Raw genomic sequence first — 26,285 nt, forward strand, 5'->3', positions numbered from 1 at the left:
AAAGAAGGGCTTCCCATACGGGGAGCCCTTCTTTAGCGTGATTAGATCATTTTCAACAAAGCCTCTACACCCGTCATACCAATCGTAATGCCCATGGCCTCGGCTTCTGTTGTCACCGACTCCATAGGTGCATGCAACAATTGCTCCAGTGTACGCACACCAACCGCCCGAGCCGCAATAATTTTGCGATCCCCGAGCTTCTCATTAAGTAATCCCACGTCGAGTGCTCCGCACATGATATATCCTTTGGATGTGTTAATGGTCAACAACGTTGTTTTGGGCAGCTTGACTTCTACCCCTACCAATACATGCTCTCCAACTACAATGGGCTCCATCGTCACCATAATTTCCCGATCCACCTCCTCTTCCACAGGTCACGATAATTGTATGCCTCATTCTGGATTGTCGTGTGGACACCTGCCGTGTTTGAGAAAATGTAGGTACTTACAGTTTAAATATATTGTTGCTAATTCTCTTCGCAGACTTAGATATTAGAAATATGCTTAGTTGGAATATAAAAAGCCACCTCAGAAATGAGGCAGCTCTTCCACTGACTTAACCTATACTTACATAGAATCCATGACTTTATCGATGTCGAAGTCCAGAGTGTTATCGCTGTAGATTACTCGATTAATTAAAAAGTTTCCAAAGATAGAGAGGGAAAGACTAATGTGTGTTTTTTTCTTATCTACTATCCAATAGCATTGATAGCTTATCTTTCCAGCAGCTAGATCTTTCTCTTCGCCATCATACATAGTGACACGCTTGCCGCTTCGATCAAGAATGTCTCTGTTGTTAATAGATCTGTCATATGTATCAAATAGATCTCGCTTTAAACTGAAATATTCACCTATCAAGTGCATTGTAGTTCCATTAGTATTGTTTGGGTCAAATACATACATTGCACGGACTAATTTGTTTTTGTAAAACAAGTAATACAGATTCGCATTCTTCCTAAATCCTTTTGTTTTATAAACTACGTAGGTAAAATCTTTACTCTTTACTGTTTCCAATATCTTTGATTTTTCTTTCTTTTTAACCTGATTGACTGTCATGCCCCAATTGACATTTTTAAAATCGTACTTAGTAGCTGCTGTTGCAGGTGCGGGTGCATATGTAGTTGAAACGACAAACAATAATAAAACTAAAAACGATAAAACCAACTTCTTCATACGTAGACCTCGTTTCCTAAATTATGGAATTATTATACCATGCCAAAAGTAGTGGGTCTATGGGATTCAATAGAAGGGATTAGAACGCAGGGAATAAACACTAATAAAAGCCCCCTCACCCAAGGTGAGTTGAATTGGGCCTACCTTAAAACGTATGCTCATCATTCTTTAATCGTCTTATCTCCGTTAACTCTCTTCTAATTCCCAGTACACGTCTATGAAGTACACTGCGGTCTATTGATTCAGCTACCGACTTTTTGAACTGGACATCCAAATCACTTAATTGCTCCTGAGCTAGTTTCTTTTTATGTATTTGTTTCACTTGAACTTTTGTAGTTTCAGGCTTGACAGGCTTCAATCTTTTCTGCTTCATAATCTGTTCAAATACACTGTCCTCTTGATGCATGGTCTTCATTCCTTAATGTGTGATGAGCATATTGTAACATAATAATGAGAAGGCGGTTGTTAAACGTCAGAGTACAAACAAATACAATGGGCATAAGATGAATGTTATCTCATACGGGTTCATTATTTACATGTACCAGCACTTTGCGACTCTACTCCAAAATGAGGTGCGATAAGTTGCTCCGCACATGCCAATACGCGCTCTCCAACAATAATGGACTGCATCGGTCAACAAATTTCCCGATCCACCTCCTGTTCCACAGGTCACGAATGTTGTTTCCCTCATTCTGGATGTCTCGTGGACCCCTTCTAAAAGTCGTGAATAATAAGGTTTATTTGTGATATTCGCCCATGTGTTTCGGCATATTTCTGCGTCTCTAGCACTATGATAATTTCCTTTTTAATGATATAGTGAATTGAAGCGTTTTTTTGAGCTGACATACTTTTTAACGGGGCTGGGATGAATGAAAGAAACCTTATCCAATCAAGAGGACATCGGCTTTTTATTTAATGTCGATATACTTATTAAGAGCCGCTCAAATGCATTGGCACTGCAGTCCCTGTTGGAGTTCATAAACAATGAAGAACAAATTGCGGACTTTCGGATTCAATCCGGCATAGAGCTAGGCAAAATTATTGAAGCGACACTCCAGTCCAAGAAGGACTCTTTCGTCACACTTCACAACGAGCGCAAAAAAGCCAACGCAGCACAGAAGGCGTCCACTGCAGCTCAGACACCTGCCTCACCTGCTCCAGTCAAAACACAGAATCTACAAGAACAACCGGTTAGTGAGACAAAACCTGCCACCCAAACATCCAATGTTTCCGATGGAAACTCGTTTGATGCGTGGATTGACACACTCATTAAAGAGAATAAACTAACCCGTATTGTTGTCAATAACAAAAACGGTAAACATCAGAGCATTCCTTGCCGTATTCTGAATTTTGATCGAGATACCAGTATTGTGAGCATCTACCATGTCGATGAAAAACAGGTGTATACGTTCCGAACCAATGAAATCGATGAGTTTCTGTAACTAACTTCATCAGATTAAAACAAAAAGCAACTTGCGTTAGAATGACGGGACATTCTAACGCAAGTTGCTTTTTTAGTTCAATGGTTCATGCAGGATTGAACCCTCCGAGATTTGTTTGGACCGATCAGGAGCGATCCTTACCTCGTTGCCACACATCTAATGCCAATAACAACCATCCGGCAATAAAGGCTACCCCACCAATCGGTGTGATGGCACCCAGAATCTTGATGCCAGAAATACTAAGCACATACAAGCTGCCTGAGAACACAATAATTCCGATAAACAACAGACGCGCTGCCCACTTCAGTTTTGTCGATGCTCCAAGTTGACCAGCCGTCAAGCCAATAATGAGCAAGGCCAATGCATGAATCATGTGATATTGCACACCCGTCTCATATGTAGCGATGGCCGCCGGCCCAATCGTATCCTTGAGCATGTGAGCACCAAACGCACCAATCGCCACCGATAGCATGGTCATTACTGCTCCAAGCATCATCCATCTTCGTTGCATATAAGTTCTCTCCCTTAATTTAACTACAATTCACTCCTATTATTGTAGCGAATCCACTCCTCCTTTACCAGTCGGGACAGAGCGTCAAAGATCATATGTCTGTTTATACTTACCAAACCTATCCCTACCCTAAATATCGTAGAAAACTGGCCATGCAGATCCATACAATAACAATGGGTATGAAGCCTACCCGCCAGATCATGAGAGGCAACCAATGGCACCACTGAAACATTCCGGACCTGGGATCGCCAGCTTTGTCATTGGGTTGGTTGCAATCTTGGGTTATATTCTGATATTCTTTATTGCCACCATGGCTGTAAACGAGTCCATCGGAGTTCTCACCCCGTTGCAGACAGAAGAGATCGCCTTGCATCCAGCAGTGGCTCTGGCTTCATTAGCCATCCTGGTCTGCCTGATTCTCAATCTGGCCGGAGGCATCGTCGGAATTATTGGTCTTGTCCTCAAGAATCGAAAGAAAGTTTTTGCCATTATCGGAACCCTATTAAATGGGATCATGATTCTGTTATTCGTTGGACTTATCTTGGTAGGCATGACGCTGATGTAACACTTTGCATCAGCGTCATGTTTCCTTATAATTAAAATGAATGGGTTTACACATAAGTATAATCTATATTTTTTGCCAAAATCATTGTTTTCAAAGGAGATTGACATGTCACGAATCAAAATTTTTGCGGACAGCACAAGTGATCTGGCTCCAGAATGGATCCAGCAGCACGATATCGGTATCATCCCTTTGTATGTCGTGTTCGGTGAAGAATCACTGAAAGACGGTGCTGAGATTAAGCCTGAACAGCTATATGAACGTGTTAGCCAAGATGGGCGTCTTCCTAAAACGGCTGCACCTTCCCCCGCTGACTTCATAACGGCATTTCAACCTTACATAGATCAAGGGGATGAGATTCTATATATCAGCTTATCTTCTGAACTTTCCTCTACCTATCAAAATGCACGACTAGCGAGTTCCGAGTTCCCGGAAGGTCGAATATCGGTCATTGACTCACAGAATCTCTCATCAGGAATTGCGCTGATGGTGATGAAAGCTGTACATGCTGCTGATAAAGGGCAAAACCTGACTCAGATTACACACCTGATTGAGGCGATGAAATCAAATGTACGCACGGAGTTTGTCATCGATACACTGGAGTATCTGCATAAGGGCGGACGCTGTTCGGGCATGCAAAACCTGATTGGAAGCCTGTTGAAGATTCGTCCTGTCATCCGGGTAACAGATGGCAAGATGGCACCTGCCTATAAAGTGCGCGGCAAACGGGAAAAAGCTCTGGAACAAATGCTGAATAATACGCTCAGCCAGAAGGATCAGATCGATCCAGACCTGCTGATTGTTGTGCACACCATGGCTGAAGAGGATGCGCTTGATTTGCAGAAGTCTTTGCAGGAACAAACGGGTGCCCGTGTGGAACTGACCACTGCTGGTTGTGTAGTATGCAGTCACTGTGGCCCGAAAACGATTGGAATCATCTATAGCACTGTTTTATAGTATTACACGTTACATCGTATCGTATTACCTAATCCTTTCTTCTAAATCTGTATGTGGTACATCCAATACTTGGACTGGCATACCGATACAACTAAAAAGGGCATTCCGAGCTTAATCGCTCAGGATGCCCTTTAATATTTTTGCTGAACTTTTGAATGATCTACATTTGGTCCATTGCTCATTATGATACAGGATCAATAATTTTTGGTCCGCAAATCATCCAGACTTTTAAATGCATATCCTTGTTTACGTGCCTCATCAATGATGGAACCCAGAGCTTCCGTGTTATCTTTGGATACCGAATGAAGCAAAATGACAGCGCCCGGATGGAGTTGTTTCAACACCTGTTGATGAGCATATTGTGTGCCACGCTGCACATTGGTATCCCAATCTTTATAAGCAACAGACCAGAACACGTTCACATACCCTTGGGCATGACTCTCTGCGAGCGTACGATTGTTAAAAATCCCACGCGGTGGCCGTAAAAAGGTCGCTTGTTGACCCGTCAGCCGATTGACCTCCGACTTGACCTTCTCAAGTTCCTCTCTAAGCTTTTCATTGGAGATGCGGGTCATATCCGGATGACTCCATGAATGATTACCGACAATATGACCTTCAGCCGCCATACGTTTGACCAACTCAGGCTGATCTTTCAGATAATGACCTGTCACAAAGAAAGCCGCTGGTACCTTCTTGGTACGCAAAACATCCAGTATGGCAGGTGTGAATCCATTCTCATACCCGTTATCAAACGTGAGATACAATTCCTTCTGCTTTGTATCCCCCAGGAAAATGGCATCGTTATGTTGTAAGATCGATTTAAAGCCTTCCTGATCAATGGAGGGCAGTTGACCGTTTTGACTTTTTTTGAAGCCAAAGTGATACGCTCCGGTAACCGGTGATGCTTCAGTCTGTGCCGGTACCATACTGATGGATAACAGCCCCAACAGTATATATAGAACCATTCGCTTCATTCTATCCGCTCCTGTTCCTGAAAAATTCGGTTAGTCGTTTGCACACACGAACACCTTCAGGTAATATGCCACAGGAACGGCTAATGTATGTAAATCATTAACGATCGAAACGTTTATTTTCAGGTTGTGGCGGAGATTGATGGAACAATTCAAGTAAGGTCTGAGGTTTGCCACTGGAAGCAAGCCATTCCCTCACGGTCTGAATGGCACGGGTCTGCCCATCTCCCCGATCACGCCATGTAAGCAACTCGATAACTTTGATAATCAAGGCCGACATATTGTGATTATCCAGTTCAGACCGCTCTGCCCTCAGCTTGTGATACAAAGCCTCCTGCTCCCAATCCAGCAGAATCTCATCACCGATGGTTGGCTTCAAAAGTGTATACGCTCTGTCACAACCTTTACAACGAACCGTGCTGATCTGTTCATTTATAAATTCCGCTCGGACATCTTGCTGGCAATCCGGGCATTTGAACCCAACTTGTATGTTTTGTATGTTTTGTATGTTTTCACTCATGACATTGTTCCTCCTGCAATGTGAGCATTTTGCATCATTTAATTCAAAACGCTCCTTGGATATATGCATAATGCTTATGTATGTACTACATCTATACCCGATATTTTGTCGATTCACGCTTATTTTGAAGAAATCTGTAAGGTGCTATAATCTTGTAAATATGTTAAAATATTATACATATCATGGTAGGAAAAGGCGGGATACTCATGTCGAAGGAAGAGCGCAACATAACCTGGCAATCATCCAGCATCAACAGACAAGACCGGGAGAAGCATAATGGGCACCGTAGTCGTGCCATATGGTTTACCGGGTTATCAGGTGCAGGAAAGTCATCCCTTGCATTTGCCCTGGAGCAGTATCTCTACGATCAAGGCGTCCGCTGTTATGTTCTGGACGGGGATAATGTACGTCATGGACTGAACCGTGATCTCGGTTTTACAGCAGGGGATCGTCAAGAAAATCTGCGGCGAATTGGTGAAGTATCGAAGTTAATGGTAGATGCCGGGTTGTTTGTGCTTTCGGCCTTTATCTCTCCTCATGAACAGGATCGGGAGATGGTTAGACAGTTATTTGAACCAGATGATTTCATTGAAATCTATGTGCGCTGTTCAATTCAAGAATGTGAGCGTCGTGATCCCAAGGGTCTATACAAAAAAGCACGCAATGGTGACATCCCGCATTTCACAGGCATTTCCGCCCCCTATGATGTACCCAAATCTCCTTCATTTATCATCGATACAGAGCAATGGTCCATTGAGGAAGCCGTGCAAGAGATCGTACAGCATTTGGAGCAGATCGGTGCTCTTCAACTGCCGCTTCCTACGAAAACAGCGCTCGTTCATTAATTCTTGCTCATTATACGAACTACTTACATGAAAGGCGCACCAATCGTGGCGCGCCTCTTTACGTTATGTCATAACCTACCTACTGTCCCACAACACCCGCTTGCATGTTCAAAAGTTTGCTGAACGTCCCTACCGGATCAGTAGATAACTGCTGGTACCCGCCCTCTTGAATCACCCGACCTTCATCGAGCACAATTACACGATCTGCCGTCCGAATCGTAGACAATCGGTGTGCAATCACGATAATGGTCACATGTCCTTTTAACCGTTCCAGCGCCTCATGAATGTACTGTTCATTCTCACTGTCCAGCGCACTCGTTGCTTCATCCAGTACCAATACAGAAGGATTACGCAGCATAGCCCGGGCAAGCACCAATCGCTGACGTTCACCCCCGGACAGACGAATACCCCGATCACCAATGATCGTATCCAGACCCTGAGGCAACTTCCGTACAAATGCCGCAGAGGAGGAAAATTGCAAAGCCTGCCACATCTGTTCTTCACTTGCATTTGGATCAACCAGACGCAGATTCTCACGAATACTCGTATGAAACAGGAATGGGTCCTGGGAGACATATCCGATGGAACTTCGCCAGCTCAATAATCGTTCTTCTGACAGAGGCACACCGTCAATCAAAATACGACCAGTTTCAGGCCTTACGAGGCCCATAATCAGATCTATCAACGTGCTCTTGCCTGCTCCGGATTTACCTACAATTGCGGTCATACCCCTTGCTGGAATCGAAGCTTGCACATTTCGCAATGAGTACGTATCACTTCCCTCATAGCGATAGCAGACATCCTCACACGTGATAGATTCCTTCAGTTCCATAGGTTGAATCCCATCAGTTCCAACGTCTCCTGCCGAAGCAATCTCTTCACTAATCTCACGACTTTTCGCCGTCTGCGCTTGCAGTTCTCTAACTACCCGAAATGCAGGCAGCATGGAGCTGATGTACTCCAGATTGGACTGAATCGCCGTAAATCTTGGCCATAACCGGGAAAAGATAAGGATGATGAGCAGCAGACTTGCGGGAGGCACCGTCATTACACGGAGAGAAAGATAGATGAATGCCGCAATAATGATTGCCGCGGACATCCGGTGTATCAGCTGTGTTCCACTGTTCAATTGGCTAAACTGAATGACATTGCGTTCTATCTGTCTGCACATACGCTCAAACCAGTTCATGTGGGAGCGCTCAAGCATGTTGCTCTTAATATCCTTAATGCCGTTAAAATGCTCGGTAATGCCGTTATAATAACTTTGCGAGAATTCAGAGGTCTGGTCTCCGATCTGCTTGGCGCGCTTGACGAATTTTCTCAAGACGATAAATAATACCAATCCACAGACCAGCACAAGTGCCGTCAGCTTGGCGGATAACCAGAAAGCAAGACCGATCTGAATGCCCGTAAAGATCAGAGAGGCTGCCATTTGCAGCATAATGCTCGTTCCCTGGCTCACACGTGCAAGTTCAGTCGTTAATATATGGTTAAAATCGGATTTTCGTTTTTGGAGAAAAAATGACCATTGCGCCATAATAATAGCACCATAGGTTTCCATGCGCAGCGTTCGTACAAATTGCTGTTGGATTCGAGTATTACGGATCGTCTGGAGACGCTGCATCCAGGCCTGTCCGGAGACAATCAACACAAAGGTGAACAATACGAGTAACAATTGGCTATTTTCAGAAAAACGATTCAACACGTCGCCAAGCCAGGGAATGTTTAAGCCTGTGGAGCCCATCTCAAATATGCCAATCAGACTCAGCATCGGAACAAGCATGTAGATACCGATTCCTTCCATGAGACTGATACAGATCATCCCTAGCAGATTCCAATATAAAATGGGCCCCGTGACATGATGCAACTTTCGCATGAAATACCTTAATTCCGAGATCATACTTTACCCCTTTCCGTCACCGTATACCTTTTAATTCGCCGCCAGAACCAGAGAAACGGACGTAACGGAAAGTACAGAAAAAACAAAGAACGCGGAAGCGGCAATTGATCCACATCCCATGTACTTGGATATAAACGTTCAATAAAGAAAAACCATTTCTGTTTTGTACTTCGAAGTTTAAACAAATAGGATTGATAAGACTTCATATCAGCCGGGCTTTCCAGCATCTCGTTCATGAACTTTGCGCCTTCGTTGGCTAATCGCTTGCCTGTACGGTCACTCAAGGACATCAAGGACCTGTACTCTACATCCAGCGGCGTATTTAACAGATCTGAGGCTAAGTGAAGAGCCTGCGAACCGATCGATAAACGTCCCTCCGCTTTCAGACGTCTCTCTACTTTCTTCACATCGAGTGGCATGCTGCGGATCATCTGGTCGATATCCAGTAACCAGCGCAGTCTGAACCAGCCGTGTCGTGCACCATGGGTTACGAGATAAGCCCATAGGTCTTCTTGTTCGAGCATACGGACAGGTGTCTGTGTGTATGAACTGAACCGGCTGCGTTTCCACAGCAATTCAAAATCGGTTTCTTTGCCCGAATCCGGGTTCAGGCGCCAATGGATCTCCACTTGAGTCCTTTTGACCGGATGGGTGTAACAGATATGATGTTCCCGCCATTTCCAGCTGCGCACCGTAGGTGCCCGCTCCCCTTCCTTGGATATATATCCGAGGGTAGCCAGAATGCCTTCAGCCGCTTCCACATCATCAAACGGAATCAGGATATCCAGGTCTTTGGAGGTTCGCATCGATACATCGCCATAGAGATCATGTGCGAGCGCCGGTCCCTTTAGTGTAATATTGCGGATGCCGCGTTCACGAAAAGCTCCACACACCTGCTCCATTTCAGCTGTCAGATGTAACATGCGGAACGTATTGACCGTATATTGTTGTCTCAGACTCTCCATAACAACTGCAGGAATGATTGCAGAGTTTAATTCTTTCATTTTCAAATAAAGGACAGAGTATAAGCGGTGATGATAGACAAGCCGCAGAAAGAGCTGCCAATCGGTTCCTTGCAAACCCGCCTTGAGTTCTTCAGGGGATAGAGCCGTCAGATCACCTCTAATCATGCTCAAAATCAGCTTAAGCTCCTTCGGAAACCCTGATGAATAGAGTTCACTTTCATGTATCATAGACAATCTCCCCAGATCCCTTCTCCGGACACCGTTTGCCAAACACACCGACAACCGTATATTGGTCCATAGTATCAGCTCCGGTCACGATCAATTTACCACTTCGCAGCCAGGCATGAGCCATCATATGTCCTTGCTTATTCCGTGCAGTCCCCATGTATAACGTACTCTCTATCTTGCGTCGCTCAAGCATCTTCATCCCGGCAATCGCCATTACAAGACAGCGACTTTCCCATAACGTATATTTACTGGCGAGCGAAATCGCTTTGGAAATATTCCGTATAGTGATGACCTCGCTGCGTTCGAGTCCTGTCATCGGTGTTTCTACCATAGGCGTACCCAGCCCTGGCGCGATTTTGGCAAATGGCATAGCCTTCTGTATGCGTGCCCAGCCAAGGAGGATATAGGCCTCCCATACCAGTCGACGCATCGACCGCGGGAGCGAGAGATAAGCCTTTATTTTTCGCAACATCATTCTACACTCCACGAGTAACGTCGATTAAACCTTCACGGGACAGATGTTCCAGGAATTGCACCACCTGCTCACGACATACATCTGGCTCAATCTCATACTCCGCAGCAAGTACCTCCACAACTTCACCCAGCGTGCGTTCTTCTGCGATCAGGTCCCAGATTCGTCCACCGGTACTCCCGAGATTATAGTATTTTCCAGAGCTAATGCTCATCATGACTTTCTCACTGCCCATATCACTGACCAGATTGCCTTCCTTCCGGGTTACCCGGTCTTCCACATTCATCGGCGTAGTCGCTGTCATTGTCCTGTATGCACTCCTTTGCGTATATGATCTGTGATCCGATCCACCATCTCAAATGCTGTAAACTCAGCGCCCGTTCTGACCAATCTGCCAATCTCCACACTTGCCGAAAGTCTTGAAGCCGTCTCGAACAGCCACTGTGCCAGCCCCTGTCTTGCAACGAGTCCACCACGGAACGTGTGCGAGCATAACAGATGCAGTCGTTCTAGCCCCGTCACTTCAACCAGTTGAACAGATGTATGGTTTTCCTCCGGTTGTGGAGCAAGTTCAAATATTCCACCTAGTGGTACGGCCATCTCATGAAAATAGTGCTGAACAGGTATCGCATACTTCGTAATCTCTGCGTGAACCGTTGCATAATCCTGTTCCTTCATGCCGAAGCCATCCAGACTGGGCTGCCATAACTTCTGTTGCGGATAACCAGGTGATACGATGGCTCTTCCCCCAGCATCCCAGGTCAGTGCGACAACATCATCGGTGAGAAGCGGATATCCGCGTGATGCCAGTGCAGCCGACAACGTCGATTTACCTGCCCCCGAATGTCCGACAAATGCGTAAGCCCAGCCATCAATAACCACTGCACTACCATGCAATGGAAGGATGCCACGCTGCATCATAATGACCGCCATACAGGTGCCCAGGATGAATAATCTGACCTTTTTCTCATCTGCACCCGGTATGGGGGATACAACAATGCGCTTTCCTTGTTCCATTAGAAACAGACCTGTATCTTCGATTTTGAAAAAAAGACTGCCCTCTCGTGCCACAAAGTTGTCGTTGCCTACATCCCAATCCTCCCACAATGGGGTCAGATCTGAAGACTCGATGTGCACTTCCACGACATCAAAATCAGTCCCCGCATCCTTGGGTGCGATCTGTAGTTCAGGCATTCGAATTTGGCTCGACCAGCGCAGACCATACGCCACATAATGCACAGGCAACAATGAACGACGCCTCCTTCGTAATAAAATGTAAAAAAAAGCCCTTATATTCATGTTGCTCAATATAAGGGCGGAGGCGAAAAGCTGGATTTGTTGCATTTCCGCCCTTTAAGTATGATGACACTTCATAAAACTTAATAACTTAGGAAGTTGGATCGTACAGATCCGCATCGTGAACCGTTACCCAGTCAATTTGTCTGTAGCCAGTACCGGCCATCGTTTGATTGACTTCCAACACTTCAAGAGCTGGTGCTTGCCATTCCTTTTTTTCCATTTGCATCGTATTCACCTCCTTTTCGCACTTCTAAGTATGATGGCATATGGTAAAGCTTTCTAACTAGTTCCGTAGAGATCCGCATCGTGAACCGTAACCCAGTCGATATGTTTGTAACCTGTGCCCGCCATTGTTTGGTTGACTTCCAATATTTCCAGTACTGGTTCTTGCCATTCCTTTTTTTCCATTTGCATCGTATTCACCTCCTATCATGAGTCAAATGTAAGAAAAATCCGGGCCCACAGTTCACCGGGCTATATCAGAATTTCCGAATGAACCGATAGACAATCAGACTATGCATCATCAATCGCAGATCTGGATGTGAAGCAAGCTCTGGTCTCGGACTCGGAAAGTTGGCCAAGGCTGATTTGATACGCTCCGTGTTTAATATGCCAGCGACCTTGCTGTCAGAACACAAAGTACGTAACTCAGCGGTAAAGGCATCCCAATTCGGAATGATGCGATGTAACCAATCTGCCGGCTGCACACCCCGTACCCGCTGATTCAGTCTGACCTTGTCAGGCAACTCCGGTGAAGTAGCCCGGCGAATTAATGAACGATCCGTCCCGTGTTTCACATATTGTTCAATCGGTACAGACAGGCAGAATCGAATGACTCTGACGTCACTGGTCGGGTCACGTTCCCAAGCCCGATAACGGAGAGAACATTTTGTGGCGACAGCACCGTTTTTGTTCGCAATGGCCAGATTATTGAATTTCTCGGCACGCACTTTGAGTGCATCGGCCTGGGCACCGCCCTGCAGAACGATAATGGATTTGAGTCGTTCCAGTACACCTGTTCTCTGCGCAAAGTCAGGATGAATCAACTGTACGGATGCGGCCTGGCTGGCTCCTTTGGACTGAGCCTTGAACCAATCCGGATATGCCTTTTTCCCGGTGATCTTGGCTATACGGGAGAAAGGCATGCCCGTTCGTTCACTATACTGCTGAATCTCACGGAACCAGCGGTACCAGTGGCCACTTTTCAGTAGACTGGCGTAATAATCCAGAGCCGGGCCCCAGGAGATGGTGAAATTACCACGTGCGCCTGTGAGCAGGATGCCTGCATCTTGCTGGCTCGCTTTTTCATAGAATCCGCGAATCCAGAATGAATTTTCAAAGTATTTATAAGGCATTTCCATAATGTCGAGCCAGGTATCTACTTCACTGAGTGGACTTCTGCCTTCAAAATCAAGGTAGTTCTCTGTGATATTGCCGACATGATTAATGGTTGAACGTATGAAGGGCCGTTCGTCTGCAAGCAACGTTTTCGACGTATAATCTGTGAAATCCGGTACGGGAACATAACTATAGGCCTGCAGCCGTTTACCCTGACTTCTCAGTGTTCCGGAAGCAAAACCAACCACGGCTCCCGAGTCCAGTCCGCCACTTAATGCAGCAGCCACCTGTCTGTGCGTTCGCAAGCGCGATCCAACCGCCTGCCCAAAGACCTCTCGAAACGCTTCTACATACTCGCCATCGGATTTAAGCCTTAGGGGTTCGACTTCATTCCAGCGATGATATTGCTTCAGCTCCAGTCTCCCATCCCGGAAGACAAGTGTATGTGCAGACGGTAGCTGGCTTATTCCCCGATATACAGTTGAATTGATATCTGCTGAATCATGCATGTCGGGAATGGCAAGGAACTCGGACAACCAGGTCTCATCAAGTTCTTTATGTACCCCTTCAAGCCCGAGCAACGGATTCATGAGTGTGCAGAAAGCAAAACGTGAACCATCATGTCGGTAATAAAAAGCTCTCATGCCTGTAATATCTCTTGCTGCATACAGTTTTCGATTCCGCTCATCCCATATCGCGAATACAAAATCCCCCAGCAATCGGACGGCCACATCGTCTCCCCAGCGCTGATAGGCACGCAGGATCAATTCACTATCCGCCAACATAGCCAGTTCAGCTCTGGATATCTGTAATTGATCAGCCAGTTGTTCCCGATTATCCAGAATCGCATCTGCCGTGATGGTCAGACCACTTTCCTCATCATATAAAGGTAATTTCTCGCTAACCGATTCTGGTGTAATCCATTGGGCGTGACAGCTGAGGAACGCCTCGTTGCCTTTCCACACCCCTGTTGTATCCGCAGGGACATGCCCCAGGCTTGCATACAAGCGCCAGCTGTCTTCCCATAGCGCCTGCTGACCATCATTGTGAACAATTCCTGCTATGGCGCTCATGACTTGCCTCCCCGTAGAATCTTGCGCTGTGAAGCCCAGGCGCTGATCTGATGACCAAATGGTACCCATGATTTGATACGCTGTATTTTGCTTTGAGCAGAAGCCAGCTGGACTTTCAAGCGCTCTCGCTCACTGTAACCCCGTTCCAGACGATGATCTGCTGCCCGTAATGCGGCTTGCAGCTGTCTAATCGTTACCAGTGCAGCTAGCGTCGGGTCTGTCTTTTCCGGTTCTTCGACAACTTGGTCATTAAGATTCCCAAGCGGATCATGAACGGCAGAATCTGCCGGCTGCATTTGGTATTGCGGTTGCCACTGGCAACCGGTCGCTGCTGTCAACTGATGCGTAATTCGATCGATGACCTCTTGATCGGGATTTGCATCATAATGTACACCCGTCCATTGTTCGGCTTCTGCGAGCTGTTCACTGTATCCCATCCGGTGGAACAGATCTGCCCCCATCACACGGCAATAGAGTTCAACTTCATGGGGTTCTAATATGTTTTTCCAGTTGTTAACAGAACCCTGATGTGCCTCTTGATGCGAAGAGAGGAATGGATCACCCACGCCCATACTGTAGAACATGCCAGACTTGGCACTGTCCAGAAACTGTCCATACTGCTCCATTCCCTGTTCATATCGAATTCCCAGAAACGCGCATAGTTTCTCAAGTTCTTCCTGTGGATTGGTAACCAATCGTTCATATTGCAATTCATATGCATTGGAGTGAGGTTTGGCAAAATAATCATTCAAGCGGAGCATCCCAAGTGTGAGGTCAACGGATTTCATATTTAATTTAGGGCTCTGCAGACTATGAATCAGGTCGAATTCTTCTCCTGTGTGGCGATTTACCTTTTTGAATGATGCAGCTACGGCCAGAGGATTACGCTGGAGATGAATACGCTTGGACTGAGGGAACAGACGATCCAGCCATTCCAGCATGTAATAGTACCGTGGAGATTTATCAACGATGAAGTCTGCTCCACTGCCTTCCAGGAATCCATTGTAGATCTCAAGAGCAAAACTTCTGCACGCCTTTTCGAAGACATCCTCGGATACCATGGCATTGTAGAACTGACGAATGATGGAGCTGCCACCATAAGCGCGTGAATCAGCCTTGGGCAAATCGACAAGATTCATTAGAAACCACATTTCCTGGGTGGCAAATATACGACTATGATTTTGCAGCATTACGGTGGATAAGGAACTACCACTGCGGGGAACACATAGTAAGAAAACAAGTCCGTTACCTTGAGCATCGATCAATGGCAGCCTCTCCTCTGTTCATTAGTATAAATATGTAGCTGGGATAGACCAGACTCTACCTTTGTGTTTGGCAAAACGAGTAATATGCACGCTATAGGTCAGCATTTTGCAATATTCCGTCGAAAGTTCACCCGGGAATGAAGCAAAACACATGGTTACATTCGACAACTCTCTGATACAATATGTATTTATAGTTTTACTCTATGATACAAAATGTATCATGTCAATCTTTTATTTTCACCTTTTCATAAATTCATACTCTTTCACTGTATTCTGCTGTCTGTCATTTAAGCACTTATTCATGATCAATTATGTTCTGATTGCACAAACGCGAATAAGCTCCAGACATGTTCTGTGAGGAACAATGCCTGAAGCCATACGTAATCTGTTGAGAAACTTAATATGAAAACGGGTGAACAACCATCAGGTAAACCTTACATTCGAACTTTTCCCAGGAGCTCCGACGCTCCTATTTCGCTCTTCTTCCTGATCTGCCCGTGTAGCATCCTGCATCCCCTTCTGTACCTTCACGGTTAACAATACAGCAATGCCCGCGATGAAAAAGAAGATCAGCGACAGAATGCCCCAACGCGTGGAACCCGTGATCTGCCCAACATAACCAAACACAAATGGACCAAAGATCGAAGAGAATTTGCCTGTAATATTCACAAAACCAAAATACTCTCCTGTTCTGCCTGCCGGCATCAGATTGCTAAACAAGGAACGCGCTGTGGATTGACTCACACCCTGCACGACACCAACCACCCCAGCGAGCACATAGAAGTGAATCGCTTGTGTCATGAAATAACCGAGAATCACAATACATATGTAGACCGATAAGCTAACGATTAATACCTGTTTTGCTCCCCAACGCTGTGCCCATGCTCCCAGTAACAATGTACACGGGAACCCGATGAACTGGGTTAACAGTAGCGCGAGCATCAGGTCGGCTGTGCCTATGCCTATACTTGTCCCATAGATCGTAGCCATCAGAATGATGGTATTAATACCGTCATTAAAAAACCAGAAAGCCACCAACATGCGGATTAACTGGGGAAAACGCCGCATCTGACGGAAGGTTTGGCGCAGTCTGCGCACACCCACCGCAGCATATCCTTTCCACGTTCCGGGCAGATCCGGTGATGCAGGCCGTCTCGGAGCATGGCGAAAGATCGGTATCGAGAACAGCAACCACCACAACGAGACGGAGATAAACGCAAGTCTTGTGCCTGCCAGTGTACTGCTCATCCCGAACCAGCCCGGTTGCTGAATCATCAGCAGGTTCACTGCAAGCAGCAAACCTCCTCCAATATAACCATAGGCATATCCTTTGGAGGATATCATGTCTCTTCGTTCCATGGGTACCAGATCCGGCAGCATTGCATCGTAAAAGGTGTTACCACCTGCAAAACCGATCGTAGATATGACCAGCAAAGCGGAAGCAAGGAACCAGTCCCCTTCACCGATTGCGCTGAATCCCAATGTAGCAAGCACGCCTATAATTGCAAATACACGAAGGAAGTCGCCTTTCCGTCCTGACAAATCAGCCAGCGTGCCTAGCAACGGTGTTAGCAGAGCTACGCACAACATACCAATGGAGTGTGTATAGGCCAGGTAGGAGGCGGCGGTATCCGTATCCAGTGTTGCTGCAGCCACCGAAGCATAGAATACGGGCAATACTGCGGCCAGTACTGTTGTTGCGTAAGCCGAGTTGGCCCAATCATACATAATCCAAGCCTTGATCGCCTTTTGATTCACATAAATCCTTCCTTTTCATGCATCTATTAAATGATTGATGTCTTTCTCCTATTGTATAGGAAGGATATCACACTTGTTCACTATTTCTGTAAAAAACAGTGCAGTTCTGTTCTTACGACTCACCTTACCTCCGAGGTGAACTTGCGTAATTGTATCATTTTATATCCACTCTCATCACATATCGTCCTCGCCCGTGAATATACTTAATTACCGACAGGCCAAACTGTGCCGCGTAATCAATGGGGGTGCCTACATGTCAAATCCACACCAGCCTTACTCGTTCGTCGTGTCGAAGGAAGATTGGTCGCTTCACCGCAAAGGGTACCAGGACCAACAGCGCCATCAGCAAAAGGTGAAAGATGTCATCAAGCAGAATCTGCCTGATCTGATTACGGAAGAAAACATCATCATGTCTGATGGAAAACAAATCATCAAGGTACCAATCCGCAGTCTGGATGAGTACCGTTTTGTGTATAACTACCAGAAGCAAAAACATGTCGGTCAAGGAGATGGTGACAGTCAGGTCGGAGACGTCATCGGTCGTGATCCCTCTGCTTCGCAGAAACCCGGCAAAGGTGAAAAAGCTGGCGATCAGCCTGGTCATGATATTGTGGAAGCCGAAGTTAGTATTGAGGAATTGGAAGATATGCTCTTCGCTGAGCTGGAATTACCCGATCTGAAGCAGAAAGACAAAGACCTGATTGAGACACATACGGTAGTTTTCAACGATATTCGCAAAAAAGGTATGCAGTCCAATATTGACAAGAAACGTACCATTCTGGAGAATTTGCGTCGCAATGCAACGACCGGTACGCCAGGCATCCATCACATCAGTCCGGATGACCTGCGCTACAAGACATGGGAAGACAAAATCATTCCACAATCCAATGCCGTTATTATTGCCATGATGGATACATCCGGGTCCATGGGTTCGTTTGAGAAATACTGCGCGCGCAGCTTTTTCTTCTGGATGACCCGTTTTCTACGCCGTCAGTATGAGAAAGTTGAGATTGTTTTCCTCGCCCATCATACAGAAGCCAAGGAAGTTACCGAAGAAGAGTTCTTTACCCGTGGCGAGAGCGGAGGCACCATCTGCTCCTCTGTATATATGAAGGCACTGGATATTATTGACAGTCGTTATCCTCCTTCAAGCTACAACATCTACCCTTTCCACTTCTCTGACGGGGATAATCTGACCTCGGATAACGAACGGTGTGTGAAGCTGATCGGTGAGTTAATGAAGCGTAGCAACATGTTTGGATACGGCGAAGTAAATCAGTACAACCGCAGCAGCACACTGATGTCGGCTTATCGTCATATCAAGATGGATCAGTTCATGTATTATGTGATCAAAGAAAAAGGCGAAGTGTACAAAGCTTTGCGCAGCTTTTTCCAGAAAAGGGAAGGAGGCAGCGTTAGATGACAGATGAGATCCGCGACCTTGAATACGCAATTGCCGAGATTATGGAGATTGCCAATAGTTTTGGCCTGGATTATTACCCCATGCGGTACGAAATCTGCCCATCGGATATTATTTATACATTTGGAGCCTACGGCATGCCGACCAGATTCAGCCACTGGAGCTTTGGCAAAACATTTCATAAGATGAAAATGCAATACGATTTTGGACTCAGCAAAATTTATGAGCTTGTCATCAACTCCAACCCTTGTTATGCCTTCTTGCTGGATGGCAATTCCCTGATTCAGAACAAATTGATCGTAGCCCACGTATTGGCCCACTGCGATTTTTTCAAAAACAATGCCCGCTTCTCCAAATCCAACCGTAATATGGTCGAAAGCATGGCTGCTACGGCGGATCGGATCAGCAATTATGAGATGGAGTACGGAACGGAAGCCGTCGAAGCATTTATCGATGCCGTGATCGCAATTCAGGAACATGTGGACCCACAGCTGATTAAACCCCGCCATTTGGACAAACAACGTTACATGGAGATGAAAATGCGGGAGCAGCGCGGTGAGAAAAAACCACGGCCGGAAGGCCGCTATGATGATCTATGGTCGCTTGATGACGTGCAGACGGAAGAAACACCCGCTGAAGGTATTCAGGTCCATCATTTTCCACCTGAACCGGAGAAGGATGTCATGTGGTTTATTCAGGAATTCTCCGAAGTGTTGACCGACTGGCAGCGGGATATCATGAGTATGATGCGTGAAGAGATGTTATATTTCTGGCCACAGATGGAAACCAAAATCATGAACGAAGGCTGGGCATCCTACTGGCATCAACGCATTATCCGTGAGCTCGATCTGAACAGTGAGGATACGATCGAATTTGCCAAACTCAACTCCTCCGTGGTGCAGCCATCCAAACAAAGTCTGAATCCGTATTATTTGGGACTGAAGATTTTCGAGGATATTGAACGGCGCTGGGATAATCCAACCCGTGAAGAACAGGAACGTTGGGGCCGCAAACCAGGCCAAGGTCGTGCCAAAATGTTCGAGGTGCGTGAATTCGATTCCGATACCTCCTTTATCCGCAATTACATGACCAAACAATTAACCGAGGATCTGGACCTCTACGTATTCGAGAAAAAAGGCCCGGACTGGAAAATCACCGACAAGTCCTGGCAGAACATACGGGATCAGCTCGTATTTTCACGTGTCAACGGGGGCTCCCCTTACTTGGTCGTGCAAGATGCTGATTATCTGCGGACAGGGGAACTCGTGCTGAAACATCAATATGAAGGCATCGAGCTGGATCTGAAATATATGGAACGCACCCTTCCCTATCTGTATCGCCTCTGGGGACGTACCGTACATGTGGAGACACGTGTCGAGGATAAACCGATCTGGTTTACGTATGATGGCAAGAAACACCACCGCAAGTTTATGTAAGGTTTTGGATTATCATTATTGGAAACGAAAATATAAATGCTCTTATCATGGGTGAGATTAATGATTAATAAAAGATAAGAGATAAAAAGCGGCAAGTTCCCGACATACACGGGAACTTGCCGCTTGGCATTTCATAATTAATATTTTAAATTTCTTTTCATTGCACCATGCTTAAATGAAGTGATTACACCAGTTCAATCAAGTCATCTGTTGAATACAGCTTGCCTTGTTTAATGTCTTTCTCGGAAGCTTCAATCATTTGCCGTATCTCCGGATCGGAGTCTAGCTCATCCACCGGGTTATAGACTTCATATTCCAGACCGGCAATACGAATGAATTCCTTATGATCCTTCTCATAGGATTCAATGACAGTGCCATCAGGAGCCTTAAGACTAAAGTTCATCCTTAGCAACCTCCTTTGATGATATCGCTAAATTTGGTGAATCCTACTTTCACCTGAATTATAGCATACAACCATGTTGCATCTCAGCCATGAATCTTAGGAATACCAACTGCCTTAAAAACTAAAAGCAGCAGGTTCCCTACACACGATAATTGAAATGTTCACTCTGATGATACTGGTGGTGTACCATTACCCTGCAATCTCAGCGGCACAAAAAAATCATGCTCCACTTCACTTGCCGGCAGTGGGCGACTGAAATAATATCCCTGAATCTCGCGGCAGTCATTCTGCATCAGAATATCCAGTTGGCCTTTCGTCTCAATGCCTTCCGCAATGACTTCCATCTTGAGATTCTGTGCCATCGATATAATGGTCGCCACAATGGCTTGATCGCTGTGACTCTCTGTAATGTCCGTCACAAACGAACGATCAATCTTAAGCTTGTGAATCGGGAAATGCTTCAGATAACTGAGTGAGCTGTATCCCGTACCGAAATCATCCAGGCTGATCTTGACACCCAGTGCTGTCAGTTCATTAAGAATCGCCGTGGATACGGCTGCATCCATCATCATGCTCTCTGTTATTTCCAACTCCAGATATCGAGCATCCAGCCCTGTTTCCAAGAGTGCATTCTTGACCTGTTCTACCAAGTTGGATTGGTGGAACTGCTGGCTGGACAAGTTAACCGATACCGGAATGAGTGGCCCGCCACTGGCATGCCAGAGTTTCATCTGCCTGCATGCTTCCCGCAGCGTCCAATTGCCAATCTCATAGATCATGCCTGTCTCTTCTGCAAGCGGGATAAACACATTGGGTGCGAGCAAACCTTTGAGTGGATGGTTCCAACGTATAAGAGCCTCCACACCAATCATGCGGCTATCCTCGGTACGAATCTGTGGTTGATAGTACAGGACCATCTCATCGCGTTCCAAAGCTTTACGAAGATAACCCTCCAGCTCAATGCGTTCATATAGTTCCGAATCCAGTTGGGCCGTGTAGAATTGGAAACCATTTTTGCCGTTTTTCTTCACTTCATACATGGCGGAGTCCGCATGTTTCAACAAAGCATCCACGCCCACTCCATGATCCGGATACATCGCAATTCCAATGCTGGCGGTTACGTAAAAGTCATTCTCCTTCAGTCGATAAGGTAACTGAATGGCTTCAACAATCTGTTTTGCAAGTTCTGCCACTCGTACTTCTGTCGCTTGATCCTGGGTCACAACGAGTGTGAACTCGTCACCGCCCATCCGGGCCAGCATGACATTCTCCATAGCCAAGGGATCAGAAGCTTCTATGGCTTTCATGATCCGGTTGCTCACTTCTCTTAAAAAAACATCTCCAATGGAATGTCCCAACGAGTCATTAATCATCTTGAAACGATCTATATCCATCACCATAACGGCAAAAGAGTTCCCTTTTTGTGCTGAATCGTTAATCGTACAAGCCAGCACATCATCCAACTTGCGCCGATTGGGCAACCCCGTCAACGGATCATGTAAAGCTTGGTGACGAATCTTCTCCTGAGCCTGTTTCTCCTCCGTTACGTCTTTGATCAAAATGTGACTTCCCACATGTCTGCCATCAATGACAACAGGAACTACAACAATACTAAGGTCCAGAAGTTCACCCTGCACGTCTCTCATTTTGGCCATGTAGTGCGCCTGCTCCAGCCCATGATCATCCCAATCGATGGAATCAAATTCACTTATCCACTCTATATCGATTTGCTGAGCGATCTCATCAATGGAACGATCCATGACCTCTTTTTCAGGATATCCAGTGATTGTTGTTACAGCAGCATTAATCCCTTTAACAATACCTTCCTTGTTCACTGAAATAATAGCATCCGAATGGTTATGATACAGGGCCTGATACCATTGCTCATTCTCATGAATCCGTTGATCTTTCTGTGACATTCGCTGATTGATAAATATGCCAAACAACGTCAAACCCAAAGCAATAAATGTGCCCGATGCGATCAAGTAGGCGAGAATACCTGGCTCAATCTGCATACCTGAACTTACCATCGAGCCATGTGAATGATGGAAATGTGCGGCTGACATCCCGGTATAATGCATGCCAGAAATTCCAATACCCATAATGAGACCGCTGCCCATCTTGTAAACCCAGGTATGTCTTGATTGATGATAACGGAAGAAAAACATGAGCCACAATGCCGCAAATGAAGCAAGCGCTGCAATCAGAATGGATAACACCACTCTGCCTGGTTCATACGTAACCGGAATTGACATCGCTGCCATTCCCACATAATGCATCGAGCTGATCCCTGCTGTCATCAGTACTCCAGCAATCATGAGCTTGCTTATCCTGCCCGATTGTCTCCCCGCAATGTTCAAGGCCACCCCCGATGCGACAATAGCAAGTAGAACAGATAAAACAACCTTACCGGTGGAATAGGAGACTTGCGTAGGCAGAACAAAAGCAAGCATACCTACGAAATGCATGGACCAGATTCCCAGCCCCATCGATACTGCACCGCAGGTAAGCCATACATTCCGCGCCATCCCGCTAGCCTGACTTACACGGCCTGCAAGGTCAAGGGCAGCGTATGAAGCTAACGATGCAATAATATAGGATAAAATAACAAGTTCTAAGTTGTACGTGCCATGTAGGTGCTCCACTCACTCTGTCCTTTCAACCGGGAAATGCCTTGTATGTATGCAAAAATGTAAAAAAGAAGCGAGTGCGCTGTCTGTATGACAGGCACTCCCTCCGCATCATTTGACTCGTGACAACAGACTTAGTTGAAGCCGTTGTCATACATTGGAACCCGTTTATATGAATGTATATAGTCTAAACGTCCCAGCCTTTAAAATCAACACTTATTTCCAGATATACAACGTTGAATAGCTAACATTCTTATATTCTAATTCACAACTAAATATTCTATTTACGAGTCAGTAACAGACTGCCAAAGCCGGAAGTATCTTGATAAGAATTACCTGATGAATCACTCCAGATGGACACACTGCTTCGCTTGCCATCTCCCGCGCCATCATCATTAACTTGAAGATCAAACCCAATCCATCTTTGCCCTTCAGCACGAACGCTGTCTAGTGGGATTGCCACTTCAACTGTATACCCTCCGCTTGTTAATCGGGTAGCTGATTTGAAACTTTCTTTCCGTGCATTTCCTCCAAAAGAAGCCTCATTATCAAAATTGACCCGGTACTGGGCGTCATCCTCCTGATAGAATGTTGTCTGATCTTTGCTCGGGTCGATAAAAATTTCAATTGAATCCTGCTCATGTGCATTAGAACTTAATTTGCTTCGCAAAGGATCTTTCACATCTGCCAATACGTACAGGTATTTCTCATCCCATAACAGCTGTGCAGTCGCCGTTGCACCGGATTTTCCGACCACCCAGACATCCGTTTTAACAGATGCAGCTTTTTTCCAGACGTTATCCTTTTTTGCATCAATGACAGGTTTGCCATAAGTGACCTTGGTTTGTTTCAAAACAGAACCGAGCTTCAGTTTGCCCCGGTTGGCTGGTTTGTCGGGCTGTTGATTGGAAATATCATTCCAAACAATGGTCGCTGTCTTTCCAGCCGCATGTTCATCCGTAATCCGAAAATCCAGAGACAAGACCTGGCCTTCAGTAAGTAAAGCAGCCGACATAGGCAGTGATGCGTATACAACATACCCGGTTTTTGTCTCCTGTACGTTGTAAGTATTTTTATCTTTGCCTTTACCGCCATCCCGTTTAAATGTATATTGACCATTTGCAGACGGCGGATTTTTCTTCTTGGCAGACAGATCAGCTTCAGAAGTTGCAGCGCCTGTCCCCTTGACTTCTTCCGCGAGGAAAACCTGCACCTGATCCCCTTTGCGACGTGTGGTATCCTTCACTTCCACTCTTAAATTCACCTTTTTGGCATCCCACATCATACGAGCCTCACCCGTAACCGCAGATGTACCATCTGCCAGATGATTAATTTCGAGTCCTTTCACAGCACCCCAAAGAATATCTTCCTGTCCTTTGTGGTTCGGGAAAGAAGGGCTGGCCTTCAATGCTGTCCATTCATTACGATAGATCGGAAGGGTGGTAGGGTCCACCAGTGCCCAAAATGCCGGTTTTGCTTTTAATTTACGATCAAATAACAATGGTGCATCTTTGCGTCCTTTGACCGGATGATTATCAAGCCATGTACCATCATCCGCAAGTCCCCATACTGTAACACTGTCCATTACGCCGCGTTTTCCCAGCTCGTCGAACAGGTCGAACAGTTCACGATAACGGTAAGCTTGTTGCAGCATTAATTCATCTGTGACAGGCATCTCCAGTTCAGAATTACTCGAATAGATCGAAACGTCAAGCTCTGTAACCTGTACATTTACACCAAGAGCGATCACTTTCTCAAAAGCCTCACGAATGAGCTTTACATCCGGTCCGTACATCGACACATGCATCTGGAATCCAACCGCATCAATCGGTGTTCCTTTCGCCAGCAGCTTCTCCACAAGCTTCACCATATCATTCAGCTTGTTTCCATTGCCCTCCATTCCATAGTCATTAATCACCAGTACAGCATCGGGGTCAGCCTCACGTGCATATCGGAAAGCCAGCTCAATGTAATCACTGTCATCTCCGTCGCCATCTACATCCCCAATAATATCTCTCCACTTGGAATTACTGGCCTCATTCCGCAAGCCGCCTCCGTCTGAGATGACTTCATTGACGACATCCCATGTATGAACCTTTCCTTTGTACCGGGTCACGATGGTTTGAATATGGGTTTTCATCCGTGCAAGCAACTGTTCCCGCGTGGCAGGTTTCGATGCATCATTTGGATCTGTAAAGAACCAATTCGGCACCTGACTATGCCATAACAGCGTATGGCCTCTGATTTCCATGTCATTTGCTTCGGCAAACTTCACCAGGCGATCTGTCTCTGACCAGACAAACTCTCCTTCCTTGGGCTGCATCGCATCCATTTTCATAAAATTGTCCGCTGTAATACTATTAAAGTGTTTCGTCAACAACTGGGAATGCTGGTTTTCCGCGTCTAGTGCAGACTGGTTGATGGCAGCTCCCATTGCGTAATTTTGTCCCACGATATCGACCAGATTCGGAATATCCTTCTCAATTTCAATTTTCTGAGCAGCCGTAATCAGAACATCATCCACGTAAAATGAAATCGTATCTGCCGGCGTCACTTCCGCTGACGTCTTCCATGGTGTCTCCACATACATGCGGAATCCGGTGATGCCACTATTTTCTTCGGGAATCACCACATCGGCCTCGACTTTTTTCCACTGTCCTTTGTTCAAAGTAGCGGAGGCAAAGGTAGCATATTCAAGACTCGAAGCGTCCTTATTGTATTCTTTCTCGAGTGAACCGTTAATGACCTGACTGTCCGGTCCTTCATCGTACATGGCCCAAAATGAAATATGAACTGTGCTACCCTTCTGTACATGATCCAGCACTTCAACTAAGGGTCCATGGAACGTTTCGGTACGTGAAGAGGTTCTCAGGCTGCGTGTACTGTCGTGACCTACTTGCGTTACGATATCAAGCTTTTCACTCGCACGTGGACGCCATTGTCCCAACACACCATCTTCAAAATCAGCCTTGAACAGTACTTCATCATCGCCAGTCTTAACGTCCGCTGCCGAAGCACGTGTCCCTCCTGTTCCCACACTTGGGAACAAACTGAAGATCAATACAGCCGACAAGCACAAGCTCCACCATTTTCTCAAATGCATCCGATCTCCTCCTTG

General features: G+C 46.0%; 25 protein-coding genes. 6 read left to right on the top strand and 19 right to left on the bottom strand.

The window, feature by feature from the left end:
* Positions 1-41: 41 nt before the first annotated feature.
* The 3 genes from J2Z28_RS02750 to J2Z28_RS02760 form a co-directional block, all read right to left on the bottom strand.
* Entirely contained in the window at positions 42-344 is a 303-nt protein-coding gene (locus J2Z28_RS02750; protein ID WP_211081101.1) for a YunC family protein, read from the bottom strand.
* A 222-nt stretch (positions 345-566) separates the two neighbouring features.
* Positions 567-1,172 (bottom strand): hypothetical protein, encoded by a 606-nt coding sequence (locus J2Z28_RS02755; protein WP_211081102.1) that lies wholly within the window; start codon positions 1,170-1,172, stop codon positions 567-569.
* Positions 1,173-1,317: 145 nt separating this feature from the next.
* Positions 1,318-1,578, bottom strand: a complete 261-nt coding sequence (locus J2Z28_RS02760; protein ID WP_211081103.1) for a hypothetical protein — start codon at positions 1,576-1,578, stop codon at positions 1,318-1,320.
* A gap of 463 nt (positions 1,579-2,041) precedes the next feature.
* Between J2Z28_RS02760 and J2Z28_RS02765 the strand changes: the two genes are divergently transcribed.
* Positions 2,042-2,614 (top strand): hypothetical protein, encoded by a 573-nt coding sequence (locus J2Z28_RS02765; RefSeq protein WP_017689550.1) that lies wholly within the window; start codon positions 2,042-2,044, stop codon positions 2,612-2,614.
* Between the two features lie 124 nt (positions 2,615-2,738).
* On the opposite strand, the gene J2Z28_RS02770 is transcribed toward J2Z28_RS02765, so the two are convergent.
* Positions 2,739-3,125, bottom strand: a complete 387-nt coding sequence (locus tag J2Z28_RS02770; RefSeq protein ID WP_017689551.1) for a DUF423 domain-containing protein — start codon at positions 3,123-3,125, stop codon at positions 2,739-2,741.
* A gap of 214 nt (positions 3,126-3,339) precedes the next feature.
* Between J2Z28_RS02770 and J2Z28_RS02775 the strand changes: the two genes are divergently transcribed.
* Both J2Z28_RS02775 and J2Z28_RS02780 read left to right on the top strand, forming a co-directional pair.
* On the top strand, positions 3,340-3,690 hold the full coding sequence (locus tag J2Z28_RS02775; RefSeq protein ID WP_211081104.1) for a hypothetical protein: 351 nt from the start codon (positions 3,340-3,342) through the stop codon (positions 3,688-3,690).
* A gap of 105 nt (positions 3,691-3,795) precedes the next feature.
* A complete protein-coding gene (locus J2Z28_RS02780; RefSeq protein ID WP_211081105.1) occupies positions 3,796-4,644 on the top strand; it encodes a DegV family protein in 849 nt (282 codons plus the stop codon).
* A gap of 194 nt (positions 4,645-4,838) precedes the next feature.
* Here J2Z28_RS02780 and pdaA read toward each other — a convergent pair whose 3' ends face one another.
* Both pdaA and J2Z28_RS02790 read right to left on the bottom strand, forming a co-directional pair.
* On the bottom strand, positions 4,839-5,618 hold the full coding sequence (gene pdaA / locus J2Z28_RS02785; protein ID WP_017689554.1) for a delta-lactam-biosynthetic de-N-acetylase: 780 nt from the start codon (positions 5,616-5,618) through the stop codon (positions 4,839-4,841).
* Between the two features lie 97 nt (positions 5,619-5,715).
* Entirely contained in the window at positions 5,716-6,135 is a 420-nt protein-coding gene (locus J2Z28_RS02790) for a hypothetical protein (protein ID WP_211081106.1), read from the bottom strand.
* A gap of 206 nt (positions 6,136-6,341) precedes the next feature.
* Here J2Z28_RS02790 and cysC point away from each other — a divergent pair, with 206 nt between their 5' ends.
* Entirely contained in the window at positions 6,342-6,980 is a 639-nt protein-coding gene (cysC, locus tag J2Z28_RS02795) for an adenylyl-sulfate kinase (protein WP_076318331.1), read from the top strand.
* Positions 6,981-7,059: 79 nt separating this feature from the next.
* On the opposite strand, the gene J2Z28_RS02800 is transcribed toward cysC, so the two are convergent.
* From J2Z28_RS02800 to J2Z28_RS02845, 10 genes are all read right to left on the bottom strand, one after another.
* On the bottom strand, positions 7,060-8,877 hold the full coding sequence (locus J2Z28_RS02800) for an ABC transporter ATP-binding protein (RefSeq protein WP_211081347.1): 1,818 nt from the start codon (positions 8,875-8,877) through the stop codon (positions 7,060-7,062).
* On the bottom strand, positions 8,877-10,010 hold the full coding sequence (locus J2Z28_RS02805; protein WP_244988096.1) for a nucleotidyltransferase domain-containing protein: 1,134 nt from the start codon (positions 10,008-10,010) through the stop codon (positions 8,877-8,879). Before J2Z28_RS02805 ends, J2Z28_RS02800 begins: the two co-directional genes overlap by 1 nt.
* A gap of 52 nt (positions 10,011-10,062) precedes the next feature.
* The gene (locus J2Z28_RS02810) at positions 10,063-10,545 is read right to left on the bottom strand and encodes a lasso peptide biosynthesis B2 protein (protein WP_017689559.1); all 483 of its coding nucleotides are present in this window, start codon (positions 10,543-10,545) and stop codon (positions 10,063-10,065) included.
* A 4-nt stretch (positions 10,546-10,549) separates the two neighbouring features.
* Complete coding sequence (locus tag J2Z28_RS02815) at positions 10,550-10,849, bottom strand: lasso peptide biosynthesis PqqD family chaperone (RefSeq protein WP_017689560.1); 300 nt, start codon at positions 10,847-10,849, stop codon at positions 10,550-10,552.
* Positions 10,846-11,793, bottom strand: coding sequence for a phosphoenolpyruvate carboxykinase (ATP) (locus J2Z28_RS02820; RefSeq protein WP_211081108.1), 948 nt, complete (start codon positions 11,791-11,793; stop codon positions 10,846-10,848). Before J2Z28_RS02820 ends, J2Z28_RS02815 begins: the two co-directional genes overlap by 4 nt.
* 139 nt (positions 11,794-11,932) lie before the next feature.
* Positions 11,933-12,070: a paeninodin family lasso peptide gene (locus J2Z28_RS02825; RefSeq protein WP_017689562.1), complete on the bottom strand. Its 138-nt coding sequence runs from the start codon at positions 12,068-12,070 to the stop codon at positions 11,933-11,935.
* 53 nt (positions 12,071-12,123) lie between these two features.
* Positions 12,124-12,258: a paeninodin family lasso peptide gene (locus J2Z28_RS02830; protein WP_244988072.1), complete on the bottom strand. Its 135-nt coding sequence runs from the start codon at positions 12,256-12,258 to the stop codon at positions 12,124-12,126.
* A gap of 65 nt (positions 12,259-12,323) precedes the next feature.
* On the bottom strand, positions 12,324-14,255 hold the full coding sequence (locus J2Z28_RS02835; protein WP_211081109.1) for an asparagine synthase-related protein: 1,932 nt from the start codon (positions 14,253-14,255) through the stop codon (positions 12,324-12,326).
* Positions 14,252-15,520 carry a sulfotransferase family protein gene (locus J2Z28_RS02840; protein ID WP_211081110.1) on the bottom strand — a complete coding sequence of 423 codons (1,269 nt, stop codon included), beginning with the start codon at positions 15,518-15,520 and terminating at the stop codon, positions 14,252-14,254. Before J2Z28_RS02840 ends, J2Z28_RS02835 begins: the two co-directional genes overlap by 4 nt.
* A gap of 423 nt (positions 15,521-15,943) precedes the next feature.
* Positions 15,944-17,278: an MFS transporter gene (locus J2Z28_RS02845; RefSeq protein ID WP_211081111.1), complete on the bottom strand. Its 1,335-nt coding sequence runs from the start codon at positions 17,276-17,278 to the stop codon at positions 15,944-15,946.
* 253 nt (positions 17,279-17,531) lie between these two features.
* Between J2Z28_RS02845 and yhbH the strand changes: the two genes are divergently transcribed.
* Both yhbH and J2Z28_RS02855 read left to right on the top strand, forming a co-directional pair.
* Positions 17,532-18,701: a sporulation protein YhbH gene (gene yhbH, locus J2Z28_RS02850; RefSeq protein ID WP_211081112.1), complete on the top strand. Its 1,170-nt coding sequence runs from the start codon at positions 17,532-17,534 to the stop codon at positions 18,699-18,701.
* Positions 18,698-20,134, top strand: coding sequence for a SpoVR family protein (locus J2Z28_RS02855; protein WP_211081113.1), 1,437 nt, complete (start codon positions 18,698-18,700; stop codon positions 20,132-20,134). Before yhbH ends, J2Z28_RS02855 begins: the two co-directional genes overlap by 4 nt.
* 184 nt (positions 20,135-20,318) lie before the next feature.
* Here the strand turns inward: J2Z28_RS02855 and J2Z28_RS02860 are convergent, their stop codons facing one another.
* From J2Z28_RS02860 to J2Z28_RS02870, 3 genes are all read right to left on the bottom strand, one after another.
* Positions 20,319-20,537, bottom strand: a complete 219-nt coding sequence (locus tag J2Z28_RS02860; protein WP_076209151.1) for a hypothetical protein — start codon at positions 20,535-20,537, stop codon at positions 20,319-20,321.
* 161 nt (positions 20,538-20,698) lie between these two features.
* Positions 20,699-23,182, bottom strand: coding sequence for an EAL domain-containing protein (locus J2Z28_RS02865; RefSeq protein ID WP_211081114.1), 2,484 nt, complete (start codon positions 23,180-23,182; stop codon positions 20,699-20,701).
* A 265-nt stretch (positions 23,183-23,447) separates the two neighbouring features.
* Positions 23,448-26,270 (bottom strand): endo-1,4-beta-xylanase, encoded by a 2,823-nt coding sequence (locus J2Z28_RS02870; RefSeq protein WP_211081115.1) that lies wholly within the window; start codon positions 26,268-26,270, stop codon positions 23,448-23,450.
* Positions 26,271-26,285: the final 15 nt, after the last annotated feature.

Source organism: Paenibacillus xylanexedens (assembly GCF_017874615.1).
GTDB lineage: Bacteria > Bacillota > Bacilli > Paenibacillales > Paenibacillaceae > Paenibacillus > Paenibacillus xylanexedens.

Bases quoted from the DNA above. Each gene is read 5' to 3' on its own strand.
- J2Z28_RS02830 (WP_244988072.1), bottom strand. From the start codon at position 12,258: ATGCAAATGGAAAAAAAGGAATGGCAAGAACCAGTACTGGAAATATTG.
- J2Z28_RS02765 (WP_017689550.1), top strand. From the start codon at position 2,042: ATGAAAGAAACCTTATCCAATCAAGAGGACATCGGCTTTTTATTTAAT.
- J2Z28_RS02860 (WP_076209151.1), bottom strand. From the start codon at position 20,537: ATGAACTTTAGTCTTAAGGCTCCTGATGGCACTGTCATTGAATCCTAT.
- J2Z28_RS02805 (WP_244988096.1), bottom strand. From the start codon at position 10,010: ATGATTAGAGGTGATCTGACGGCTCTATCCCCTGAAGAACTCAAGGCG.
- J2Z28_RS02790 (WP_211081106.1), bottom strand. From the start codon at position 6,135: ATGAGTGAAAACATACAAAACATACAAAACATACAAGTTGGGTTCAAA.
- J2Z28_RS02855 (WP_211081113.1), top strand. From the start codon at position 18,698: ATGACAGATGAGATCCGCGACCTTGAATACGCAATTGCCGAGATTATG.
- J2Z28_RS02770 (WP_017689551.1), bottom strand. From the start codon at position 3,125: ATGCAACGAAGATGGATGATGCTTGGAGCAGTAATGACCATGCTATCG.
- pdaA (WP_017689554.1), bottom strand. From the start codon at position 5,618: ATGAAGCGAATGGTTCTATATATACTGTTGGGGCTGTTATCCATCAGT.
- J2Z28_RS02780 (WP_211081105.1), top strand. From the start codon at position 3,796: ATGTCACGAATCAAAATTTTTGCGGACAGCACAAGTGATCTGGCTCCA.
- J2Z28_RS02750 (WP_211081101.1), bottom strand. From the start codon at position 344: ATGGTGACGATGGAGCCCATTGTAGTTGGAGAGCATGTATTGGTAGGG.
- J2Z28_RS02870 (WP_211081115.1), bottom strand. From the start codon at position 26,270: ATGCATTTGAGAAAATGGTGGAGCTTGTGCTTGTCGGCTGTATTGATC.
- J2Z28_RS02810 (WP_017689559.1), bottom strand. From the start codon at position 10,545: ATGTTGCGAAAAATAAAGGCTTATCTCTCGCTCCCGCGGTCGATGCGT.
- J2Z28_RS02815 (WP_017689560.1), bottom strand. From the start codon at position 10,849: ATGACAGCGACTACGCCGATGAATGTGGAAGACCGGGTAACCCGGAAG.
- J2Z28_RS02775 (WP_211081104.1), top strand. From the start codon at position 3,340: ATGGCACCACTGAAACATTCCGGACCTGGGATCGCCAGCTTTGTCATT.
- J2Z28_RS02755 (WP_211081102.1), bottom strand. From the start codon at position 1,172: ATGAAGAAGTTGGTTTTATCGTTTTTAGTTTTATTATTGTTTGTCGTT.
- cysC (WP_076318331.1), top strand. From the start codon at position 6,342: ATGTCGAAGGAAGAGCGCAACATAACCTGGCAATCATCCAGCATCAAC.
- yhbH (WP_211081112.1), top strand. From the start codon at position 17,532: ATGTCAAATCCACACCAGCCTTACTCGTTCGTCGTGTCGAAGGAAGAT.
- J2Z28_RS02760 (WP_211081103.1), bottom strand. From the start codon at position 1,578: ATGCATCAAGAGGACAGTGTATTTGAACAGATTATGAAGCAGAAAAGA.
- J2Z28_RS02835 (WP_211081109.1), bottom strand. From the start codon at position 14,255: ATGAGCGCCATAGCAGGAATTGTTCACAATGATGGTCAGCAGGCGCTA.
- J2Z28_RS02825 (WP_017689562.1), bottom strand. From the start codon at position 12,070: ATGCAAATGGAAAAAAAGGAATGGCAAGCACCAGCTCTTGAAGTGTTG.